This window comes from Marixanthomonas spongiae (assembly GCF_003095375.1).
Lineage (GTDB): Bacteria > Bacteroidota > Bacteroidia > Flavobacteriales > Flavobacteriaceae > Marixanthomonas > Marixanthomonas spongiae.
In genome coordinates, this window is sequence record NZ_QEHR01000006.1 from 136,970 (window position 1) to 156,943 (window position 19,974).

General features: G+C 41.5%; 18 protein-coding genes. 9 read left to right on the forward strand and 9 right to left on the reverse strand.

Features of this window, described 5'->3' with window-relative positions:
- Positions 1-6: 6 nt before the first annotated feature.
- The 5 genes from DDV96_RS10330 (at position 7) to DDV96_RS10350 (ending at position 4,450) form a co-directional block, all read left to right on the forward strand.
- Positions 7-1,239, forward strand: a complete 1,233-nt coding sequence (locus tag DDV96_RS10330) for a metallophosphoesterase (protein WP_116694694.1) — start codon at positions 7-9, stop codon at positions 1,237-1,239.
- Positions 1,240-1,293: 54 nt separating this feature from the next.
- A complete protein-coding gene (locus DDV96_RS10335) occupies positions 1,294-1,590 on the forward strand; it encodes a thioredoxin family protein (protein ID WP_116694695.1) in 297 nt (98 codons plus the stop codon).
- Between the two features lie 157 nt (positions 1,591-1,747).
- Positions 1,748-2,305: a nitroreductase family protein gene (locus tag DDV96_RS10340; protein WP_116694696.1), complete on the forward strand. Its 558-nt coding sequence runs from the start codon at positions 1,748-1,750 to the stop codon at positions 2,303-2,305.
- Between the two features lie 324 nt (positions 2,306-2,629).
- Positions 2,630-2,992 (forward strand): BlaI/MecI/CopY family transcriptional regulator, encoded by a 363-nt coding sequence (locus tag DDV96_RS10345; protein WP_116694697.1) that lies wholly within the window; start codon positions 2,630-2,632, stop codon positions 2,990-2,992.
- Positions 2,993-4,450: a M56 family metallopeptidase gene (locus DDV96_RS10350; protein ID WP_116694698.1), complete on the forward strand. Its 1,458-nt coding sequence runs from the start codon at positions 2,993-2,995 to the stop codon at positions 4,448-4,450. It abuts the gene before it with no gap.
- Positions 4,451-4,550: 100 nt separating this feature from the next.
- On the opposite strand, the gene DDV96_RS10355 is transcribed toward DDV96_RS10350, so the two are convergent.
- The 5 genes from DDV96_RS10355 to DDV96_RS10375 form a co-directional block, all read right to left on the reverse strand.
- Entirely contained in the window at positions 4,551-7,145 is a 2,595-nt protein-coding gene (locus DDV96_RS10355) for a CHAT domain-containing protein (protein WP_116694699.1), read from the reverse strand.
- Positions 7,133-9,148 (reverse strand): DUF7849 domain-containing protein, encoded by a 2,016-nt coding sequence (locus tag DDV96_RS10360; RefSeq protein ID WP_116694700.1) that lies wholly within the window; start codon positions 9,146-9,148, stop codon positions 7,133-7,135. Before DDV96_RS10360 ends, DDV96_RS10355 begins: the two co-directional genes overlap by 13 nt.
- A 3-nt stretch (positions 9,149-9,151) precedes the next feature.
- The gene (locus DDV96_RS10365; RefSeq protein ID WP_133240838.1) at positions 9,152-10,144 is read right to left on the reverse strand and encodes a hypothetical protein; all 993 of its coding nucleotides are present in this window, start codon (positions 10,142-10,144) and stop codon (positions 9,152-9,154) included.
- Positions 10,145-10,243: 99 nt separating this feature from the next.
- Entirely contained in the window at positions 10,244-11,998 is a 1,755-nt protein-coding gene (locus tag DDV96_RS10370; protein ID WP_116694702.1) for a T9SS type A sorting domain-containing protein, read from the reverse strand.
- Positions 11,999-12,187: 189 nt separating this feature from the next.
- Positions 12,188-13,189, reverse strand: a complete 1,002-nt coding sequence (locus DDV96_RS10375) for a hypothetical protein (protein WP_116694703.1) — start codon at positions 13,187-13,189, stop codon at positions 12,188-12,190.
- Positions 13,190-13,430: 241 nt separating this feature from the next.
- Here DDV96_RS10375 and DDV96_RS10380 point away from each other — a divergent pair, with 241 nt between their 5' ends.
- The 3 genes from DDV96_RS10380 to DDV96_RS10390 all read left to right on the forward strand — a co-directional run bounded on the left by DDV96_RS10380 (position 13,431) and on the right by DDV96_RS10390 (position 15,354).
- On the forward strand, positions 13,431-14,015 hold the full coding sequence (locus tag DDV96_RS10380) for an RNA polymerase sigma factor (protein WP_116694704.1): 585 nt from the start codon (positions 13,431-13,433) through the stop codon (positions 14,013-14,015).
- 7 nt (positions 14,016-14,022) lie between these two features.
- Entirely contained in the window at positions 14,023-14,760 is a 738-nt protein-coding gene (locus DDV96_RS10385; RefSeq protein WP_116694705.1) for a tetratricopeptide repeat protein, read from the forward strand.
- A gap of 105 nt (positions 14,761-14,865) precedes the next feature.
- On the forward strand, positions 14,866-15,354 hold the full coding sequence (locus DDV96_RS10390) for a hypothetical protein (RefSeq protein WP_133240839.1): 489 nt from the start codon (positions 14,866-14,868) through the stop codon (positions 15,352-15,354).
- On the opposite strand, the gene DDV96_RS10395 is transcribed toward DDV96_RS10390, so the two are convergent.
- From DDV96_RS10395 to DDV96_RS10405, 3 genes are read right to left on the reverse strand one after another with little or no spacing between them, the layout of a single operon-like run.
- Positions 15,349-16,218 carry a hypothetical protein gene (locus DDV96_RS10395; protein ID WP_116694707.1) on the reverse strand — a complete coding sequence of 290 codons (870 nt, stop codon included), beginning with the start codon at positions 16,216-16,218 and terminating at the stop codon, positions 15,349-15,351. The two genes, DDV96_RS10390 and DDV96_RS10395, sit on opposite strands and share 6 nt — an antisense overlap.
- A gap of 49 nt (positions 16,219-16,267) precedes the next feature.
- Complete coding sequence (locus tag DDV96_RS10400) at positions 16,268-17,425, reverse strand: glycosyltransferase (protein ID WP_116694708.1); 1,158 nt, start codon at positions 17,423-17,425, stop codon at positions 16,268-16,270.
- Positions 17,422-18,369, reverse strand: coding sequence for a hypothetical protein (locus tag DDV96_RS10405; RefSeq protein WP_116694709.1), 948 nt, complete (start codon positions 18,367-18,369; stop codon positions 17,422-17,424). Before DDV96_RS10405 ends, DDV96_RS10400 begins: the two co-directional genes overlap by 4 nt.
- A gap of 30 nt (positions 18,370-18,399) precedes the next feature.
- Between DDV96_RS10405 and ruvC the strand changes: the two genes are divergently transcribed.
- Positions 18,400-18,957: a crossover junction endodeoxyribonuclease RuvC gene (ruvC, locus tag DDV96_RS10410; protein WP_116694710.1), complete on the forward strand. Its 558-nt coding sequence runs from the start codon at positions 18,400-18,402 to the stop codon at positions 18,955-18,957.
- Positions 18,958-19,099: 142 nt separating this feature from the next.
- On the opposite strand, the gene DDV96_RS10415 is transcribed toward ruvC, so the two are convergent.
- Entirely contained in the window at positions 19,100-19,963 is an 864-nt protein-coding gene (locus DDV96_RS10415) for a hypothetical protein (protein ID WP_133240840.1), read from the reverse strand.
- Between the last annotated feature and the right edge of the window lie 11 nt (positions 19,964-19,974).

The window sequence follows — 19,974 nt, forward strand, 5'->3', positions numbered from 1 at the left end:
TCATGTATGGTAGTACGTTGGATCATTTTTATTTCATTTTATATTTTAATCGATATCTACGCCTTTCAAACGGTAAAAACGCTTACCCGTAATTATTGGCTATATGGACTATGGATTGCGATTTCGCTATTGGTGTTGGGGTCGGTGATTTATCAGCTCGGTATTGTAGGTGCTGAAAGAACGATCGGTCTTGACAAAATGTATGTCTTGGGGTTTTTTCTGGTGGTTTTTGTGCCAAAGCTTATGTTGGTCGTTTTTATGCTCGGGGAAGATATTGTGCGGTTAATAATCGGGGGTTTCTCTAAATTCGGCACCAATGCCGAAAGTTTTTACCTGCCTTCCCGGCGAAAGTTTGTAAGTACCGTGGCGTTGGGCCTTGCAGCTATTCCATTTGCGTCTTTGCTTTACGGGATGTACAAAGGCAAATACCAGTACAGGGTGCTTAAGTATGCCTTGGAGTTTGACGATCTGCCCGAAGCGTTCCACGGCTATACCATTACACAGTTGAGCGACATCCACAGTGGTAGTTTCGATGATGAAAAAAAGGTAAATTATGCCGTCAACTTAGCTAACGAACAAAAAAGCGATGTCATCCTTTTTACCGGTGATCTGGTCAACAACGTAGCCGAAGAAATGGACCGTTGGAAGCCCGTTTTCAGTAACTTAAAAGCCAAGGACGGTGTTTTTTCGGTACTTGGCAACCATGATTATGGCGATTACGTTAACTGGGACACCAAAGCCGCTAAAGCCGAAAATTTATCTAAACTGAAATCTATTCAGAAAGAAATGGGCTGGGATCTGTTGTTGAACGAAAACCGGACCATTGCCCGAAACGGTCAACAAATTAAATTAGTAGGCGTTGAAAACTGGGGGGCAGGCGGTTTTAAAAAGGCAGGCGATTTAAATAAAGCTTCCGAAGGAATTACCAAAGAGGATTTTAAAATACTTTTAAGCCACGATCCATCTCATTGGAAAGAGCAGGTGAAAGAAAATGATAGAAATTATCAACTTACCCTGAGCGGCCACACCCACGGCATGCAGTTTGGTATCGAAATTCCCGGTATCATTAAATGGAGCCCCGTTAAATACCGCTATGAAAACTGGGCCGGTATTTATGAAGAATTTGGTAGGTACATAAACGTCAACCGCGGATTTGGTTTTATAGGCTATCCGGGACGGGTTGGCATTTGGCCCGAAATAACGGTAATACAACTTAAAAAACGAGGCAAAGACGCATAATGCGTTTGAAATAGTATATTTGTAATAGATTTATTCAAGAAACACGGTAAGCACATGTCAAAATTTGGAGAATTGATCGAAACCAAGCTTCCCGTCCTGCTGGCATTTTTTGCCGAAAAGGACGAAGCCTGTAATGAAATGCATCCCACCTTACGGGATGTCGCCGCTGCTCTTGGCGATAAGGCCAAAGTAATAAAAATTGACGTGGACAAAAACCAAGAACTGGCCGAGGCCCTCCGCGTTAAAGCATTGCCTACATTGATGATTTACCAAAAAGGCGAAATGAAATGGCGCCAAAGCGGCGAACAAGATGCCAATACCCTTATCGATTTGGTCAAGGAATATATTTAATTATTTTTTCTCTTGAGTATTCTTGGTCATTTCTACCGTAGGGAGAAATCACATCCTCAGGATCACGTCATAATTTTTACATATAGCCTTACTTTTTTAAATGGTTTTCGCCTGTCCGCACATTATTCCTACATTTTAATACCAATTATAAAATTTTATGATTTCAAAAACCATACAAAACAGACGCGCAGTCTATCCTGCGCAATACAATACTAAACCTATTTCAAAAGAAGAAATACAACACCTCCTGGAAGCCGCCAATTGGGCACCAACACACAAGAAGACCGAACCGTGGCGTTTTAAAATATTTCATTCGGAAACGGCACGGAAAAAATTGGCCGATTTCCTCGGGAAAACCTATCAAGAAATAACTGAAAATCCTTCAGAATTTAAACGGAAAAAAGTTCAACAAAAGCCAATGCAATCGGCCTGTGTCATTGCAATCTGTTTGCAACGAGACCCAAAAGAGTCGGTGCCAGAATGGGAAGAAATCGCAGCAACAGCCATAGCCGTACAAAATATGTGGTTAACCGCCCATGAGCTAAAGATTGGTGCGTACTGGAGTTCTCCAGCACTAAAAGACCATCTTCACAAACTAACCGATTTTAAGGAAGGCGAACGGTGCTTGGGCTTTTTCTATATGGGCAAATACGACCAAAAGCTTTCCGAAGGCAAACGCAAAACCTCCATAGACGAGAAAACCATTTGGATTTAAACCAAAAACTTCTTCGATAATAGTATTGATAAAACTATCGAATAAAGCCGTTCAACAAAATTTATAACTAAAAAATTAGTTTAAACTAAATATTTAGTTTATATTTGACTATTGGAATTTTAAAAATCACTTGTCATTCCGATGTAGGCACTACTGAGGAATCTACTATTAATAATGAAAAAAATGTTTTGCTAGGCTGAAGAGGCACTACGCTCTCGCCAAAAAAAGCGATTAACTAAGGTGGTTGAGTGTTTCGACTTTTTCGAAATGCGCTGCGCTGAGCCTGTCGAAGTGTATCGAAACCACCGACAACAACTGTAACAAATGAAACAACTCACAAAAGCCGAAGAAGACATTATGAAAATCCTTTGGAAACTGGGGGAGGGCAATGTGGCAGCGATTATAGACGAGCTGCCAAAACCAAAACCTGCGTACAATACCGTTTCTACCATTGTGCGCATTTTAGAAAGCAAAGGATTTGTAGCCTACAGAAAAGAAGGCCGCGGCCATATTTATTTTCCGAAGGTAAAAAAAACCGAATACAGCAACCAGTCCATCAACAAACTGGTGGACGGCTATTTTCAAGGGTCGTTCAAGAGCATGGTTTCCTTTTTTATGAAGAAAAACGACATCAGCATCAATGAGCTGGAAACGATAATGAAAGAAATAAATAAAGAGGAAGAATAGATGATACATTATATATTACAAACCATCGCGTTTCAACTACTTTTTTTAGTGGTGTATGACCTCTTTCTGAAAAAAGAAACCTTTTTTACCTGGAACAGGATTTACCTATTGGCAACTCCCATACTCAGTTTTTTGCTGCCTTTATTTAAAATTGAAGCCTTTAGAAAGGCAATCCCGGAACAGTACTTAGTCCAACTTCCTGAAGTGGTAGTTGGTGGGGAATCGGCTCAAAAAGCCATAGCGTTAAATTCGGTAAATATTTCAGGAACAACGACCTCGTTTTTAACCATTTCAGAAATACTACAAGCCCTGTGGCTTTTCGGTATGGTGGTGGCATTGTTGCTGTTCGGTTTAAAACTCTTTAAATTTTATAAACTGAAAAAGTCTGGCGTTTCAAAAAAGGCAGGGAAGTTAAACATTATCCAACTGCCAAAGGGCAATTCCGCTTTTTCATTTTTCAATACGGTTTTCTTGGGAAGCGGTCTTTCAGAAAAACACCAAAAGACCATTCTGTTGCACGAACAAGTCCATGCAGCCCAAAAACACACCGCCGACCTGCTGTTTTTTGAAGCTTTGCGCATCTTATGCTGGTTCAATCCCTTGGTATATGTGTTTCAAAAAAGAATGACCGAACTGCAAGAGTTCGTGGCCGATAGCTGTGTGATACAGCAGCAAAACCGAAAAACCTATTATGAGGGACTGTTGTCTCAGGTGTTTCAAACCCACGATATTTCATTTACCAATACATTTTTCAATCAATCATTATTTAAAAAACGAATTGTTATGTTACAAAAAGCAAAATCAAAGAAAATTTTCCAATTGAAGTATTTATTGCTCGTTCCTGTGGTGTGCGGCATGTTATTCTACACCTCGTGTACCCAAGAAACGGGAGTGGGAGACGAAAATGCATCACTCACCCAAAAAATAGCCGACTTGCAGGCCGACATTGAAAGCAAGGAAATGAGTAAAGAAGAGCGGCAGGCATTCATCAATATGGTGCAAAAAACCTTGAGTTTAAAGGATGAAAACAATAAAATAATTATCGATAAAAACGGTGTCGTTACATCGATTGCGAGGGAAGAAACCAATACAGGCAACGGTGATGTACCGTTTGCAGCCATCGATAAAGTACCCACCTATCCCGGTTGTGAAGGAATGAGCAACAAAGAAGCAAAAGACTGCATGGCCAAAAAAATACAGCAGTTTGTAGCAAGTAATTTCAACACCAAAGTGGCCGACAAGGCAAACTTAACAGGAAAACAACGCATCTTTGTCCAGTTTAAAATAGACAAGCAAGGTAATGTGGCCGATGCACGGGCGAGAGGTCCGCATCCCGATTTGGAAACGGAAGCGTTACGCGTGGTTAACACCATGCCCAAAATGCAACCCGGCGAACAGGATGGGGAAAAAGTAGGAGTGCTGTATTCCTTACCAATACTGTTTATGGTTGAGGAATAGAGTAAAAGTTCATTTAACCACAGCGGCACAAAATGAACAATGAAGCTCCGCTATGTCCTTTGTGCCGCTGTGGTTCTATTTTAATCCTTCAAATTTTTGCTTAAGCCCTCCTTCGGTTTAAAAACCAAGCAAGCGTCACAATTATTAAAACACCTGCGATTCCCAATACATACCAATAGGTTTTCAAAGGTTCTTGTGCAACATCGGTGGCGCCATAATACACAAATGCGCCCCAATAATAGGGCGATTTTTGAGGGTTGGCCACGGCATCGTTGTTCAAATAGTCCAAACTTGCTTTGTGAAGCGAAACATCACGCGATCGGGTTTTCTTTAAATTTTTATAGTAGTATTCCATAAGTTGCGCCGTGCTTTTATCGTTTACCTGCCACAATGAAAACAGCACATTGGGTGCCCCAGCATACCGAAATCCGCGGGCCAAATTGATGGAGCCTTCTCCTTTAGACACCTTGCCCACGCCTGTTTCGCAAGCGCTCAATACAACCAACTGCTGTGAAAATTGACCGCCGTACAATGTTTCCAACGAAAAGGATCGGTCTATAAACTTAATTTTGGGCTCGGTGGTAAACGTGCCGCCAACCGCATGGGTTGAAATGTGCAAAATGGAATGATGGTTGGCGTTCTGCAAAAAATGCTGGGCCGTTGCTTTGTTTCCCATCAATAACTGGGACGGAAACAACTCGTCAATCGCTTCGGCTTCCATAATTGAATAATGAAGCTCCTGTTCAGTATTTTTAAAAACTGGAAAAACACCCAAAACCGATTGTTTATCTGTAAAAGTTCCGTTGTTGTTCATGTAGTGTTGAAACGAAACGGTGTAAGATACCGAACGATCAAAAACCAAAAACGGCATCTCACTGTATTGCTGGGATTGCGTTTGTTGGGTCAATAAGGTTTGAAACGGCACAAAAGAAAGCAATCCGTCGGGGATGATGAGCAACGTCTTGGATGGTGGTAATTCCAGTTTTTTGAAAAGCCCGTAAGATGCGGCGGTAAAGGCCGAAATATTATTGTTTATAGTGGCTGGATCGTTAAAGAACCGATTGTAGCTACGGATGGAATGCAACAAAGCTTCTTGTTCTTTTTCTGAAGCAGTTAATCTTTTAAACACCTTTTTTTCTGCTGAAATAATAAACTGAAACGTCTTGTTCTTTCCCAAAAAGTAACTTAATATTGTTTTTTCTGTTTGTGATGCTTTCTGTTTTATCTCTTTCAAGTGTACTGAACGAACGTTTTGCAATCCTGGCATGGTTTGTTGAATGCTGTCATAAACCGTTCGTTGACGGGTCAAAAGTTTACTGTACGTTTTTTGTAGGGTGCCGAGTTTTTTATAATCTGGGTTGGGATGGTGGGCAAGAGCCTTGATTTGGTTATTGGTCACGGCCAGTTGTTCTCTCAATTGCTGAAATTCGGTTGCTTGTTGTCCCGCTTTTTTACCAAGAATCTTTTTTAGGGCAATAGCTTCAAAAACCACCCGTCCTTTTACCCGGTTGTCCAATTGTATCGCTTTTTCAAACCATTGGCTGTCTTGGGTGGTTTTATACAGGCTATAAAGCACATCCATCATGTGTTCTGTACGCTGTTTCACTAGTTGTTGGGCGATCAATTTACTATCTTGAACGTACAGTTGCGCAAACAGGTAGTCGTGTACCGTAAAGGCTTTTTCAAAGAGTGCGATGCTTTTTTTTAAATTATGGGTCCGTACCAAAGCCATGGCGTGCAGGTCCAAAGCGTCCATTAAGATGGTTTCGGCAATCAATTGCTCGGTTAGTGGTACTTCTTGTGTGCGTTTATAGGTGGGCAACGTGTTTAAATACACTTTTTGAAGCGTGGATAGGCTACGTTCTGTTTCTTTGTTTTCAAAGTAGGTTTCAGCTAATCCCAGATATAGTTTTGCTTGTTCGCGACTATCGGTATCGCGCTTTTTTGAAGCAATCTCAATGGCTTTTTTTATAGCCGAAATTGCTTTATCGTACTGTCTTTCCAACCGGTAAACTTGGGCCAAAATCTGAAAGGCTTTACTATTGGTACGTGATGCATTCAATAGGGAAGAAACCATTTTTTTGGCTTCTTCAAGATACCCCAAGCCCACGTAATTGGTTGCTAAATTAAGTTGCAGGTCTTGGTTTTGTGGTGTTTTTTTTAAACCTTGCCGTAATAACTGTACTGCTTTGTTGTATTCCCCACGGTTGTGGTACAGCACCGAGAGGTTTAAAATGGCACTTATTTCCTGTTCTGTTTGATCGTGTTCTTGCGCCAAAAGCAAATAATGTGTGATGGTGTTTTCGGCTTCAGATAATGCCCCGGCTTTAGTATAGAGGTTTCCCAAGGGCTTTAAACAATACTCAATTATATCATAGCCCGCTAAAGTTTCAGAAAAATAAAGCTGTTTGGCAGTTTCGTAATAATCAATGGCCTGCTGAAAAGCCCCTTTTTTAGAAGCAACATACCCCAAATTGCAATAGGCAACCGTTTTGGCCAATTGTACTTCTTGGGAACTTTTTGAAAGGTTTTCCAGATAATCTTTTAAAGTGAGGGTGTTTTTAACTGAGGGTTCTTCTAAAAAAACATCCAATTTCTTATAAATGGTATCGGTTTCAGCTTTTTGCGAAAAGCACGGTAACAACGCAAAAAAGAGCAGGGCAAAGCAAACGATATTTCGGTTTAAAATTTCCAAATGGCGTAAGCTTGCAGTTGTGACGTAGGTTCTTTGAAATTAAACACATACCGAAGCCCGACACTGGGGCCAATGCGAACGCCACCTGCATTGACGCCCACAAAAACGCCGCTGTTAAAATTGGTAAACGTATGGGTGCATTCGGTTTTTTGATAGGTGTCGTTTGTTTCGTTCCGTATCACTCCTTCATCTGGAATGTTTAAAAAGGCTTCCCCTTCGGTTATGGTTTCTACTTTATTCTGTAAATCCAGCTGTAGTTGCACCCCGGCACCGACCGCCAAAAAATTGTTGAGGTTATAGCGGTAGGAGATGGGCACGGCATAAGCCGTAATATTATTTTCTTCATTTTTTTCTGAAAAGCGCACCAACTCCTCAATGCCCACGCCGTTTATGTCGCTGGTTTCAAAGTTTTTCAATTCGTCGAATGAACCTGCAGAGAGGAACAGCTCGGCCTGTAAATACCCGCGGTACGATTTGAAAGGTGAAATGGTGGCTCCTGCAAAATACTCCTTGCTGTTGTCCCGCGATGGGGTAAAAATATAACCGGCTTTGGCACCTATTGAAATTCCCGGCATAAAACGGGTGGTACTGTAATTGGTGATAATGGGTTCGTTTTTGTCAAAAAAAATGGCCGTTCGGCTTTTTGTTTTTTGTTTGTGAAAATTATCGCCAAATTTCATAGAATATTTCACAAACCCTTTGGTGGAATCGCGGTCCACGACGTTTTTTTGGGCCGTTCCCGGTAAGTAAATCTTTTTAAATGTGAAAATGAGCTTATTTTTTTCAATAATAGTATCTAAACAAGAGTAGTTTACTTCCCTGTCTTTGGGGCAGATGCGGCATTTGGGATACATATCGCTTACTTGCAGCGTGCTTTTGTCGAACATGTCGGGCGTGTCCACTTCCAATCGTATGGTGTTGGCCGGGCCCTCGCCGTTGTTTTGGAATTTCACCTTAAACTTTACCCGTTTAAAGCGAACCAAACGGTAATTAAGGATGGTTCCGTTGGACGACATCTTATTGGGATCATGAGAGGTTACGATTTCCAGTTCGGTATCTTTTACGGTATGGTTTTGGTAATTGTTGTCGGGTACGTAAATAGTACGCAAAGTAACTATGGCACTGGTGTCTTTCAACATTTCGGGCGTGGTTTTCAAAGTCCTGAAAATATGCCGTTCTTCGCCCGGTTGCATGTTTCTAAACTCGATGCGTTGATGGTTACGGTATAGCTCTTCAGATTCTTCAAGGGTAGCGGGCAAATTGGTGCGTTTGGTAGAATCTTGCTGAACACCGGCGTCTATAAAAGGTTGGCTGTAGCTATTGGCAATAAAATATCGGGAGGCATCGATATCGGCAACTGTTGCAAAATCTGGGATGGAGGGCGCTATGGTTTCGCCGTGATGCATCCTGGTATCGTCCAGTATAAAATTATCGTCCTTAAATTTCGTGTCGTTATAATACAGGTACAAAGACCCATTGGTAACATAATCTTTAGTGTTTTTATAGCTGGTTATCAACACCAGTTCTTCGTTTGGCAAGGGGTCGCGGTTGGTTTTAATAACGAGGTGTTTGCCTTCGGGGAAAACACTCGGTTCGGATTCTTCAGAAAAACCAGTATCAGTACTGGCTTGATCGTTATCGTGGGCATCGATTTTTATCGTTTCTGGCCTGCTTTTGGGTGGTTTACCGTTATCGTAATTGTTGGTGCTCCATAACCTCGCCGTATAATCGCCATCTTTTTTGTAGGTATGCTTGGGTTTTTCCTTAAAACTGAAATCGCCATCACCAAACTCCCAATAATAGGTGTAAAAAGCTTTCGGTGCGCCGGCAACCTGATTTAAAGGCGGCATTTGAGGATTGAATTCCACTTTATTGCCCCTCACGTCGTAAAATATGGGTGCGCTACGGGTAACGGTGTCTTGGGCAACTTCTTGACTTATTAAGGTTGTTGCCGTGCTAACAAGACAAAGAAGCAGAACAAGGGATCGTGCTATAGGTTGCATAGATTATAAATTATTGATGTACGCTATCAAACTTGTTTCAGAACCCGACTGCAGGTCGCGCGTTACGGTTATTTTTCCGTCTTTGGTAATTACGGCACTGGAACCGAACATGAATTCGGTTTCCGGTTTGCCCACGAAAATGACTTCACCGGGAGTGTTATTGGGTATTTCGCCGTATTGCTCGCTGAACACTTCATTTTCTGTATCAAAGCTTGTAAACATGCCAATGGCGGTACTGGAAGCGTCGTAATATAAAAAAGTGTTGCTGTTGGAGGTGTTGTAGCCCGGTTTGGCCTTGTTGTAAAGGGTACCCCTGGGCGTTTGGTTTTCATTAAACCTTGCGATACTGCGCCAACCGGTGTTTTGCACAAATGCCCTGTACCCTAAAACGGTATCCCCGCTTGCGTTGGTATAGGGTTTTTCAAAGATGGTCCCTTGTTGCTCGATTTCCCAAAGAACGGTACATTCTAATTGCGGGCAACTGGGCGAATGGAACAGCGAAAGTTCTAAATTTTGGTTTTCCGAAGGAACAAACACCTGTATGCTTTGATTGAAAATAACCGGTTCACCATTGTAAGTGGCGTTCAAGTAAAAAATACTTTCGCTGAGCAATGGTTCCACTTTTTGGTTTTGGTTAAGGCCATTGGTGGAAAGCTGGCAAGCTATGATTTCGCCGGGCTGGTACATTTCAATAAGCGAAAGGGTGACCTCGCCATCGACTAAGGTACCGTCTGGGGTTGAAAAGGTTTTGGGGGTTACCATTAATACCGTGCCTTGGTCGGCAACAATTTCAGAAAAAGAAAAGTTAAATACCTTGAACGTCTGTACTCTTGGCAAGCGGCAATCACGGCCACTTTGCCGGTAGGCGGTGCTGTCTATCACGGCTTGTTGGTTAGGGTTTTCAACAGGGCCTATTTTACAGTCTCCGCTATCGGAACTGCACGCTAAGAAAGCCATACAGATGCAACAACCTAAAAGTGCGATGCGGTATTTCATAATTGATCTATTAGTTAGTTGCCACTAAGGTACAAAATTTAAAAGAGTGCCCTGCTCCCCCTCAAAAGCAAGGCACTCACACTCACATAAAAGAGCGGTTTATTCTTTAATGAACTTAAAGGTCTGGTTTTGATTCACATTATTGGTAACCGTTATAAAGTAGATGCCCGTTTTTAAAGCTGAAATAGCTACAGAAGCTTTTTTGGTGCTTCCAGAAAACGTTTGGGCGGCTACTTTTTGTCCCAACATAGAGTGAATGGTAACCGAAGCTATGGTGTTTTGCTCTAAGTAAACCGTAAGCTGGTCGGTTGCTGGGTTGGGGTACAGCCCTCCGGTTTGCTTGTTGAAATTATCCGCTGTGCCCAAGGTTCCGTCGCAATTGGTCAGTGAATAGTTATAAGGCGTTCCAGAAAAGTTCATAGGGCCAGTTGTTGTGGTTACGAGTCCTGATGTTACCGGAATATCGTACACCGAAATAGCCGTGTGCGGTAAAGTGAGCTCCATATTCTCGCAATTGTTTCTTTTGTTACCTGTTTTTGTGATTTCGGCCAAAGTAACCGGCGTACCTACTGGCGTACGGTATCCTGCAATAAGGTAATCTCCTTGCGTTCCGTTGTTATAGTCTAACACGGTGGCCATATCTGGGTAGTAGATCAATGGCATTTGCGAGTTCCAAAAGTTGTATTCATCGCCAGGAGCTTCTACGTGGGGCGTTAAATATTGATAGTCTATGGAAACTTGGTTTCCGGTCGCTTTTTCAAATTCATACACAATAACATTGCTTTGTCCAGTTTGGGTGGTTCCGCCAGCAGACCAACTTTCGTTTCGGTCGTATCCAAATACCACCAAATTATTAAAAGAGGTAACCGATTCTTTTAAGGAAAACCCATAACGGTCGAGATCGCCTGAATTAATGACCCAAGAAAGGCTGTTGATAATAGTTCCGTTAGGGTCGAACACAGTGATTCCGAAGTTGTGCATAGAGGAATAATTGGACAGCATATAGATGTTTCCGGTAGTGGGTTCATAATAAGCATCGACACTCACGTCCCTAGAATTTCCGAAGATATAACTGCTGTTCCATACAAAGTTGCCTTCGTAATCGATAAGGTATGCCAAAGCGCCTTGGCGTTCAAAACCTTGTTGGGTAAGGCCGGTGGCACTTCCCGTCAAGAAAAAGCCATCACTGGTTTCGGTAATCTTATTGACAAAGTCGTAGTCGCTGGTGGCACTTACCGAGGTGTCTAATTCGGTGGTCCAAAGCACGTTCAAATATTGATCTACGCGAAGTATATAGCCAATGTTAAGGCTGCATTGGTAGTCTAAACTATAACAGTTGCCGAAAAATCCGCCCACCACAAAACCGGGGTCTGCGTTTCCGTCATTGTTGGCATCGGTATTGGTGAATGCAATGTTTAACCCGGTGGAATTGAAGTTTGGCGACACGATATCGTAATAGTTTACATCGAGCATATTGCCGGTGGCCGCTTCTATTTTTGCTATAAAGGTATGTTTGGTGCCGCTAACATCGATGGAGCCGGTAATGGCGACAAAGTCGAACATGTTAGCCACATCGAAAACCCGGGCGTTTTGCAACGAGGCATCGGAATACTGCTTGGCCCAAACAATGTTTCCGTTTTCGTCCATTCGTTTCAAGCTGATTTCAGAATTGCTCATATTGGTGTCGAAAATGTTACTGGCAACGATAAAATCATTACTGCCGTCGTTGATAACATCTAAGTTAAGGTCGTGGTAAATATCGGAATTGTACTGTACCTCTCTTTGGAAATCCTGAGCGTGAAGCGACAGGCAAAAGAAGCCGATGAATGCGATTGAAAATAGTATTGTTTTCATAATGTGTGTTTTAAAGTTCTTATTTGGTTTATTGGGCTCATTTTGATTGCCCGTTCTATTGGTATATGGACAAAAGCATGTTTTGTTACCCCTTTTTTTAAAATTATTTTTAAATGGTATAAAAAAAAGCCACCTATTACAGTGGCTTTTCTGGCTATCAAACAATCGACTAATCAAAAACCAACAAAACTAGGGGAGACTGTTGATGGCCGCTGTAACGTTTTCAAAGCTATCTACTTGGGTGTCCTCGATAGTAAAAGTATAGACCTCATTCTCGGCAATGGTCACCCCTTGAATGGCATACCGCCAGTTGTCGCCGTCTGCCGACATAAAAATGAGGTGTGCTTCCAGGCCAATGGGGATTTGGCCGTAGTGTTCGGAAAAATACCCGTTTTCGGCAATAAAAGTATCTAAATGGGCCAAGCCGTTTGCTTCTCCGTCGTACGATAAATACACGGCACTGTTGTCAAAATCGAACCCTTCGGGCACATCCACGAGCAAGGTGGTTTTTGGTCTCGGGTCGTTGTAAAACCGGTCGATGTTGGTCCAGCCAAAGGCTTCGGCAAATACATAATAGTTTCCACCTTCATTGTAGATCTGGGCATTGTCTTCTTCTTCCACTTCGTCCCAGGTAAGGTTGCCGTTTTCATCAATTAGGCCGTTCCACAGCACCATTTCAGGGTCGGTGCCACCGGTGTTGTCACCAGGAACCATGAGTTGGTATTGGCAGCCCATTTGCAACAGATCGCCATCTTGCCTTACTTCAATAAAAAACTCGCCGCCACTTACCAACGGGGCTTTGTCGCCATTTTGCATTAAGCCCATAGTGGGTTTGTTGGTGGTGGCCATGTCGCGTTTTTCGTATAGGTCTATAAAGGTAAGCTCCACTTGACCGGTTACCACATCACCGTCTTTCAGCAGGCAATTGGGGAATATTTGTATTTCTGCTCCATCGTTGGAAGTAAATTGAACGCCATCTTCGGCATTGAACGTTTCCTTTTCCATATGAGTGGTCAAGGCTTCAGCTCTTAAGGCGTTAAATACCGCTGGGTCGCCTGCAGTATAAGGCAAAGATCCATCGTCTACAGGTACGGTGCTTTCGGGACTACAGCTTATGCCAAATACCCCTATTAGAGTAAGTAACATAAAGCGGTATCCATAGGTTCGGATTGTTTTGTTTGTACGTTTCATAACTTTTTAATTTTAAGGTTTACACCCTTATATCATTATGTTTTTATTTTGTTACCATAGGATTGAATTTTTTTTGAAATGAGAAAGACGTTAAGAAAAGGCAGAACAGGTACAGCATACTCTTTTGTGCTCTCTGTGCGACCTTTGCGGCCTTTCAGGTTAAAACGGGAATACTAAAAGCACACTAAGAAAAACATGGTATCTTTGGGAAAACAAACTGAAACCATTTTAAAACCTGTTTTTGGCAGCAAAAAAAATACATCCCGACCAAAAATATATCGAGGCGCTTTTGGCAAATAACCGGGAGCTTATTGATGAGATCTACACCAAATTTGCTCCAAAGGTCATTGGCTATGTACGTAAAAACAGTGGCGACGAAGCTGCGGCGCGCGATATTATTCAAGAGGCGTTAATAACGGTGTACGACCAAGCCAAAACAAAAGGGTTGCAGCTTACTTGCCCTTTTGATGCCTATTTTTTCCTCATTTGTAAACGCAAATGGCTTAATGTGCTCAAAAAAAGATCCAATAAAGAGGTAACAATAGAGGAGGAGCGTTTATCTATACATGACGATGCACACGAACATGCCACGGCAACCCAAGAATTTGAGCAACAGCAAAATCTATATATTGCAATGCTCTCAAAATTGGGCGAAACCTGCAAAAAAATCATTACGTTGGGATTTTCGTCTATGTCCATGCAAGAGGTGGCAGACCAACTGGACATAACGTATGCCTATGCCCGGAAAAAGAAATCGCTTTGCATTGGTAAACTAACGCAATTAATTAAAGAAAGCCCTGAATACCAGCAGCTAAAAAACGGATGAAAACAGTATGGAACCTCAAGAAAACGAATTAGTATTCACAGCTTATTTAGAAGAAACACTATCGGTTTCAGATCGTAAGGCGTTTGAACAGCGTTTACAAGAAGACCCATCGTTCCGTGACGATTTTTATGCCTTTAAAACTGTTTACAGCGCCTTAGAAAATCGGTTTTCGGCTCAACGTGCCGATGTATTGCAATCCATACAACAAGCCGATGCCCGCTTTAAAATTTCCAAAAACCAAAACGATTCCCATGGAAAATCCATCCGGTTTAAACCGTGGCATTATGCAGTGGCAGCATCCATCATATTGGCCGTGGGGCTGTTTTTGTTCAATGGGTTTGGCAAACCAACCTATTCCGAATTTGCAACTCATGAGCCAATCTCGTTAACCTTGCGAAGCGATAACGCCACAACAACAAAACAAGCCGAACAGGCCTTCAACACCGGCGATTATGCAGAAGCAGAGTTACAGTTTGATAAATTACTTCAAAAAAACCCTGAAACGGTAGAATACCAATTCTACAAAGCACAAGCATTGGTGGAGCAGGATAAATTTGATGAAGCCGAAATAATCCTGAAAGATATTTCAGAAGGAAATTCGGTTTATGCTTCTGAAGCGCGTTGGTGGAATGCTTTGGGCAAACTGAAGCAAAAAAAATACGATGAGGCAAAAAACATCCTAAAATCAATCGATGCCAATACCGATGCCTACAACAAAGCCCAAGAACTATTACAGGAATTATAAACTCTGGTAATAAGGTTGTTTTAATGCCAATATTATAGATGAACGGTTTGTGGGTCGCTTAAAAATATTCTTATAAATTTGCAATACTATGAACGCGTTGTATTTATGAAGCACCTCATCCTTTATTTTATTATCGCTTTTACAACGGTTTCCTGCCAGTTTTTTGAAACCGAGAAAATATCTTCGGAAACATTCTACGATGAAGAACTAAAAACCATAGACTGGAACAATGTGGACCAATACCCTATTTTTGAGCCCTGCAGCTCCTTTTTAGACAAAGCTTCACAAAAAAAATGTTTTGAAAACACCTTAACAACTTATCTTTTTGAAGCTGTTAACAACAATAGAGATAAATCTTTAAAAGAATTGAACGACACGGTATATGTAAGGTTTTTGGTTTCTGAAAAAGGACAGCTTTCCGTGAAAAATATGGATTTGGACAGCCTTACCAAAGCCGAATTGCCAAACTTTGAACAAAACCTTCGCAATAAAATCGATGCTATAAAACTGATTGCTCCAGCCTATAAACGAGGGATTCCCGTTAAGACTCATTTTACCTTGCCCATTGTGCTGCAAACAGGCGGAGATTTATAGGTTAAACTTATAACCAACAGTGAAATCTACAGGAAATTCATCGTTGCTTTCGAGTCCAATGGCAACAATGTCATTGTACGATAAGGTAAGAAAGCCATTGCCCAATGCAATATCGGCGCCCAGTCCAAATGCGCCGGGGGTTTGCAGTTCGCCGCCAGAACCGGTGATGCGCTCTTCTTGCCCGTTGCTGTCGGTATAAATGATGTCCCGTGATGCATGGGAGTAGGCCACGACCTTCACATTGGCAAATACATCGATTGCGCTCGATTTTATGAACTTAAAGCGGTAATTCAAGGAAATCTCAGAATTTGAAAAATCGTAATCGCTGTTTTTCAGCAATTGTTTAAAACGAAAAACCAAAGCGTGACGTTTCAGTTTTACTTCGTCCGTTAATTCCAAATCCACACCAAAAGAAGGTAAAATGGTGTTGTTCGGGTTTATGTAATAAACATTGTTCGAAACCCCTACATAGGCGCCCAATCTCGTTTGTAGCTGGATGGATTTTTCTTCAAACGTAAAAGAAGGATCCACTTTTTTGTTATAGGAAATCACAAATTCCCGCAAGCTCGGCAAGGTTAAATTCACTCCGTCAACAGCAAGGGAAGCATTTTGGGTTTGTTGCTGCAACACCTCTTTGTACTCTTCTTGGTAACTGCCGTTAACTTTGGTGTTTTTCAGTTCGGTAATGGTGTTCCCTTTTTGTAAAAAGTAGCGGTATTCGTTGTCAATGGTGTTCCATAAAAGGGTAAGTGGTCCTTCAATTTCTTTTTGTAACGTATAGGTGTTACCATCTACGGTGTATTGTTGTTGGGCCGAAACAGCGATGGTGGTCAGTAGGCAAGCTAATAAAAGTAGGCGTTTCATAGGGTCAGGTTTTGTTGGGTTAAAGATAGAAAATTTATTGAAAGTACCTTTAGGTTTTGTACCGTCGTCCTTTCCATTTGTATCCGCCTAACAGGCTTAAAACAAAAACGGTTACTGTTATAAAAGGGTAAAGGAAACCACTAAGTGCCATTTGGAAGATAAATTTTGCCGAGATTGTTTTTTTTCTGAAGACCTTTCTGTTAACAAGGCAGGAGTGGGCGCTCAACAAAATGATAATGCCGTCGATCAATACTTTCATGAAAAACAGGAACAAGAAAAAATAACGGAACGATAAGCTGAAAAAAACAAAGATCCAACCAAAAACAAACCAAAGGTTGGTCGCAAAGACGAGGCCTCCCACCACTTTTGGAAGCCAATTTTTTTGCTTTGCCGTTTTCGATGCCCACCGCACCCGTTGGTTGATTACTTGACGCCATTTTTTTTGCGGCTGGGTAGTGACCACAGCAGCATTGCTTTTTAAAAAATGCACCGTATTGGGTGCTAACTGCTGGATGTTCTCCATCATAAAAATATCGTCCCCACTGGCAATATGGTTGTTGCCGGAAAATCCTTTCAATTGCTGAAATAGGTCTTTTTTATATCCTAAATTGGCTCCATTGCAAAGGAAAGGGCGGTTTAAGCCAAATCCGCCCATGGTTACGGCCTGCAAGCTCAAGCCGTCGCATTGTTGATAAGCGTGCACAAGGCTACCGTTGCTATGGTAATATACTGGCCCGCAAACCATATTGGGATGCTTTTCCTGAATGATGCTGTTAAAAGCGCGCAACCAAGTTACGGGAACCTTGCAATCGGCATCGGTGGTCAGGATCCAAGGGTGCTTGGCTTCGGAAACAGCGAGGGTAATGGCATCTTTTTTTGGGGAATTCGAAAACCGTTTGCTCCGTATTATTTTATACGGAAACACACAGCCTTCCAAGGCTTGCGACAACACAAAAACCGAACGGTCCTTAGACACGTCATCCACAAAAATCACTTCAAAAAAATGTGCTGGGTAGTCCAATTGTTTCAGCGAGGTGACCAGGGCAGTCAAATTGTTAGCTTCATTTCTAAACGGGACGACTATTGAAAAATTGGTTTTAGGAGAAACGGGTTTTGATGACAGCGATTTCAACTGTATCATTCCTATCCAGATGGCTAATAAAAGAACCAGATAAATGGTAAACAGCAAAACCCCGGATATCATCATCTGTGCTCGGTTTTATAGCTTAGAACATACCAACTGCCCATCAAAGCCGGTAGGATAAAGTTGAGCAGCCACATGGTAAAAACGGTAAAAAGTACAGGCAGTTCGGGAATTTCCGCAAATGAAAACAACCAGACCGCCACCCCGCCACGGATGACCACATCGAAAAGCAAAAAGGAAGGAACGATAGAAACCAGCAGGTACATAGCGCCAATGAGCGGAGCGGCTTTTAATATTGTCAAGTCACCCTCAAAAAAAACCAATACAAAATAAAACAGAAACCCAAATATCACATACCGTAGCACGGAAAATAACACCAGTTTCAGCTTAATGGAAACCGGTAAGTTTTTAAAATACCGCACAACATTGAGTGCCGAAAGTCCTTTGACCAGCAATTGCTTTCTTCTGAAAAGATAGCCAAGCACCATTGCCAGCAATACAACCAATAAGAAAATCCCAAGTTTGGTTTCTGAAATCGGCAGTTCGTAATCCATTGCCAGTATTAACAGACCAATAGCACCAAAAAAACAGGTAACGGCCATTTGGGCACTGCTGCTTATAAAATTGAGCAAAAGTATTTCCTTTCTTTTTTCCAAAGGATAAAAAAACGCCTTGGCTCCATAGTCGCCGATTCGGTTGGGGGTTGGCAATGAAACCGTCAACGCCATCAGGCTTTGTTTGGTTGCTTCGGAAAATGAAATGGATGTGGTTTTTGAAACCGCCGTTTGCCATTTGGCGATTTCCAACGTCCAATTAATGGTTGCCAAAACGATAAAAAATAGGATATAAATGAAGTTTTTTGACTGTATTTCAGAACTAAAAACTTGCCATTGCAATGTGTTTCCGGAAGCGATTTTATAATAGATATACGCAAATGTGAGCCCCAACACCAAAACTTTTAGGGCAACCAGCCAATATTGTTTAGATTTGTGCAAAACCGTGCGCATAAGCGACGAAGTTACAGAAAGTTTTCAAATATGGGTTCAGAAAAAATAATCCTCGGCATTGACCCCGGAACCACCATAATGGGATTCGGACTCATAAAAATAGTGGGCAAAAAAATGCAGTTTATGCAATTGAACGAGTTAACGCTCACCAAATACAAAGACCACTACCTAAAACTGAAACTCATCTTTGAACGTACCGTTGAATTGATCGACACCTATCACCCCGATGAAATAGCCATCGAAGCCCCGTTTTTTGGGAAAAACGTCCAATCCATGCTTAAACTGGGCAGGGCGCAAGGGGTGGCGATGGCCGCCGGACTTTCAAGGCAAGTGCCCATTACCGAATATTCCCCCAAAAAAATAAAAATGGCCATCACCGGCAACGGAAACGCCAGTAAAGAACAAGTGGCTAAAATGCTGCAAAGTACGCTTGGTTTAAAAGAACTGCCTAAAAACCTCGACAGCACGGACGGATTGGCCGCAGCGGTGTGTCATTTTTATAACGAAGGCCGTATAGAAACAGGTAAAAGCTATACCGGCTGGGCTGCTTTTGTAAAGCAGAATGAAGATAGGGTGGGTAAAAAGTAAAAACCAAATCTCAAATTACAAATCTCAAGAAAAATCAAATAATCTTTGTGGTTTCAAATTTTGCTTTAACCGCGCCGCCTTTCAGGCACTACCGTGAGAAAAATGGGGCAGGTCCTCTTAATTTAGGAGGGTAGCGTTTTTATTATTCGTAAAAATACCTAAACTCTTTTACCAAACTTCCATTTTTATACACCTTGGTAAGCGTAGGGTTTTTGTTTTCATTGAGGGTGTACTCAAAATTGGTTTCTGATTCATCAGAAACAATCGAAGAAACCAAATCTGTTGTTAAAAAATCAAAACCTCCTTCTAAATTATTAGCATATAGAATGGGATTTACAGGGTTTTCTCCGTAAATGTCTTTAAAACTATATGGTAGCTTTCCTTCTGTTTCATAACTGTATGTAAAGTCGCCTGCATCTGAGTTTAATGTAACAGGTTTAAAACCATCATAAGTCACATTAGTGACTATATTGTCATCTATCAACTCTTGATATACTAATCCGTTTTGGTTCAGCTTAAATGTTTTTGTATCTGTATTTCCAGATAGCACCTTTTCACTTATTATTGTGTTGTCTGCATTGTGGGAAAATGAAATTGTGAAGCTTATATGCGTTTCTGTATAACTATCATAAATTATTTCAGTTATTCTGTCTTCAATATCGTAAGCGAAACTTGCTGTTGATAAAATAGTTCCGGTAGGATTGTGATTGATTTCTTTTGATAAAAAACCATCAGAATTATATTCAGGAGTTATGTAATTGTCTAACTCCCCGTTGTGATAATATGAAAACTTTATATGTTTTGAATTCTCAAATTCATTTATAACCCTAAGCTTAAGGTCACCATCAATAACTTTCCATTCTTCAAACTTGATTAATCCTGTTGTCTCGTTTTCCTGTTGTTCAGATTCCTCTTCAATATTTTCATCATTATCTGAAGAGCATGAAATGGTCATTGTTATTGTAAGTATTGCTAGTAAAAAGAAAAAGGGGCTATTTTTTTTCACAGGAATGAATT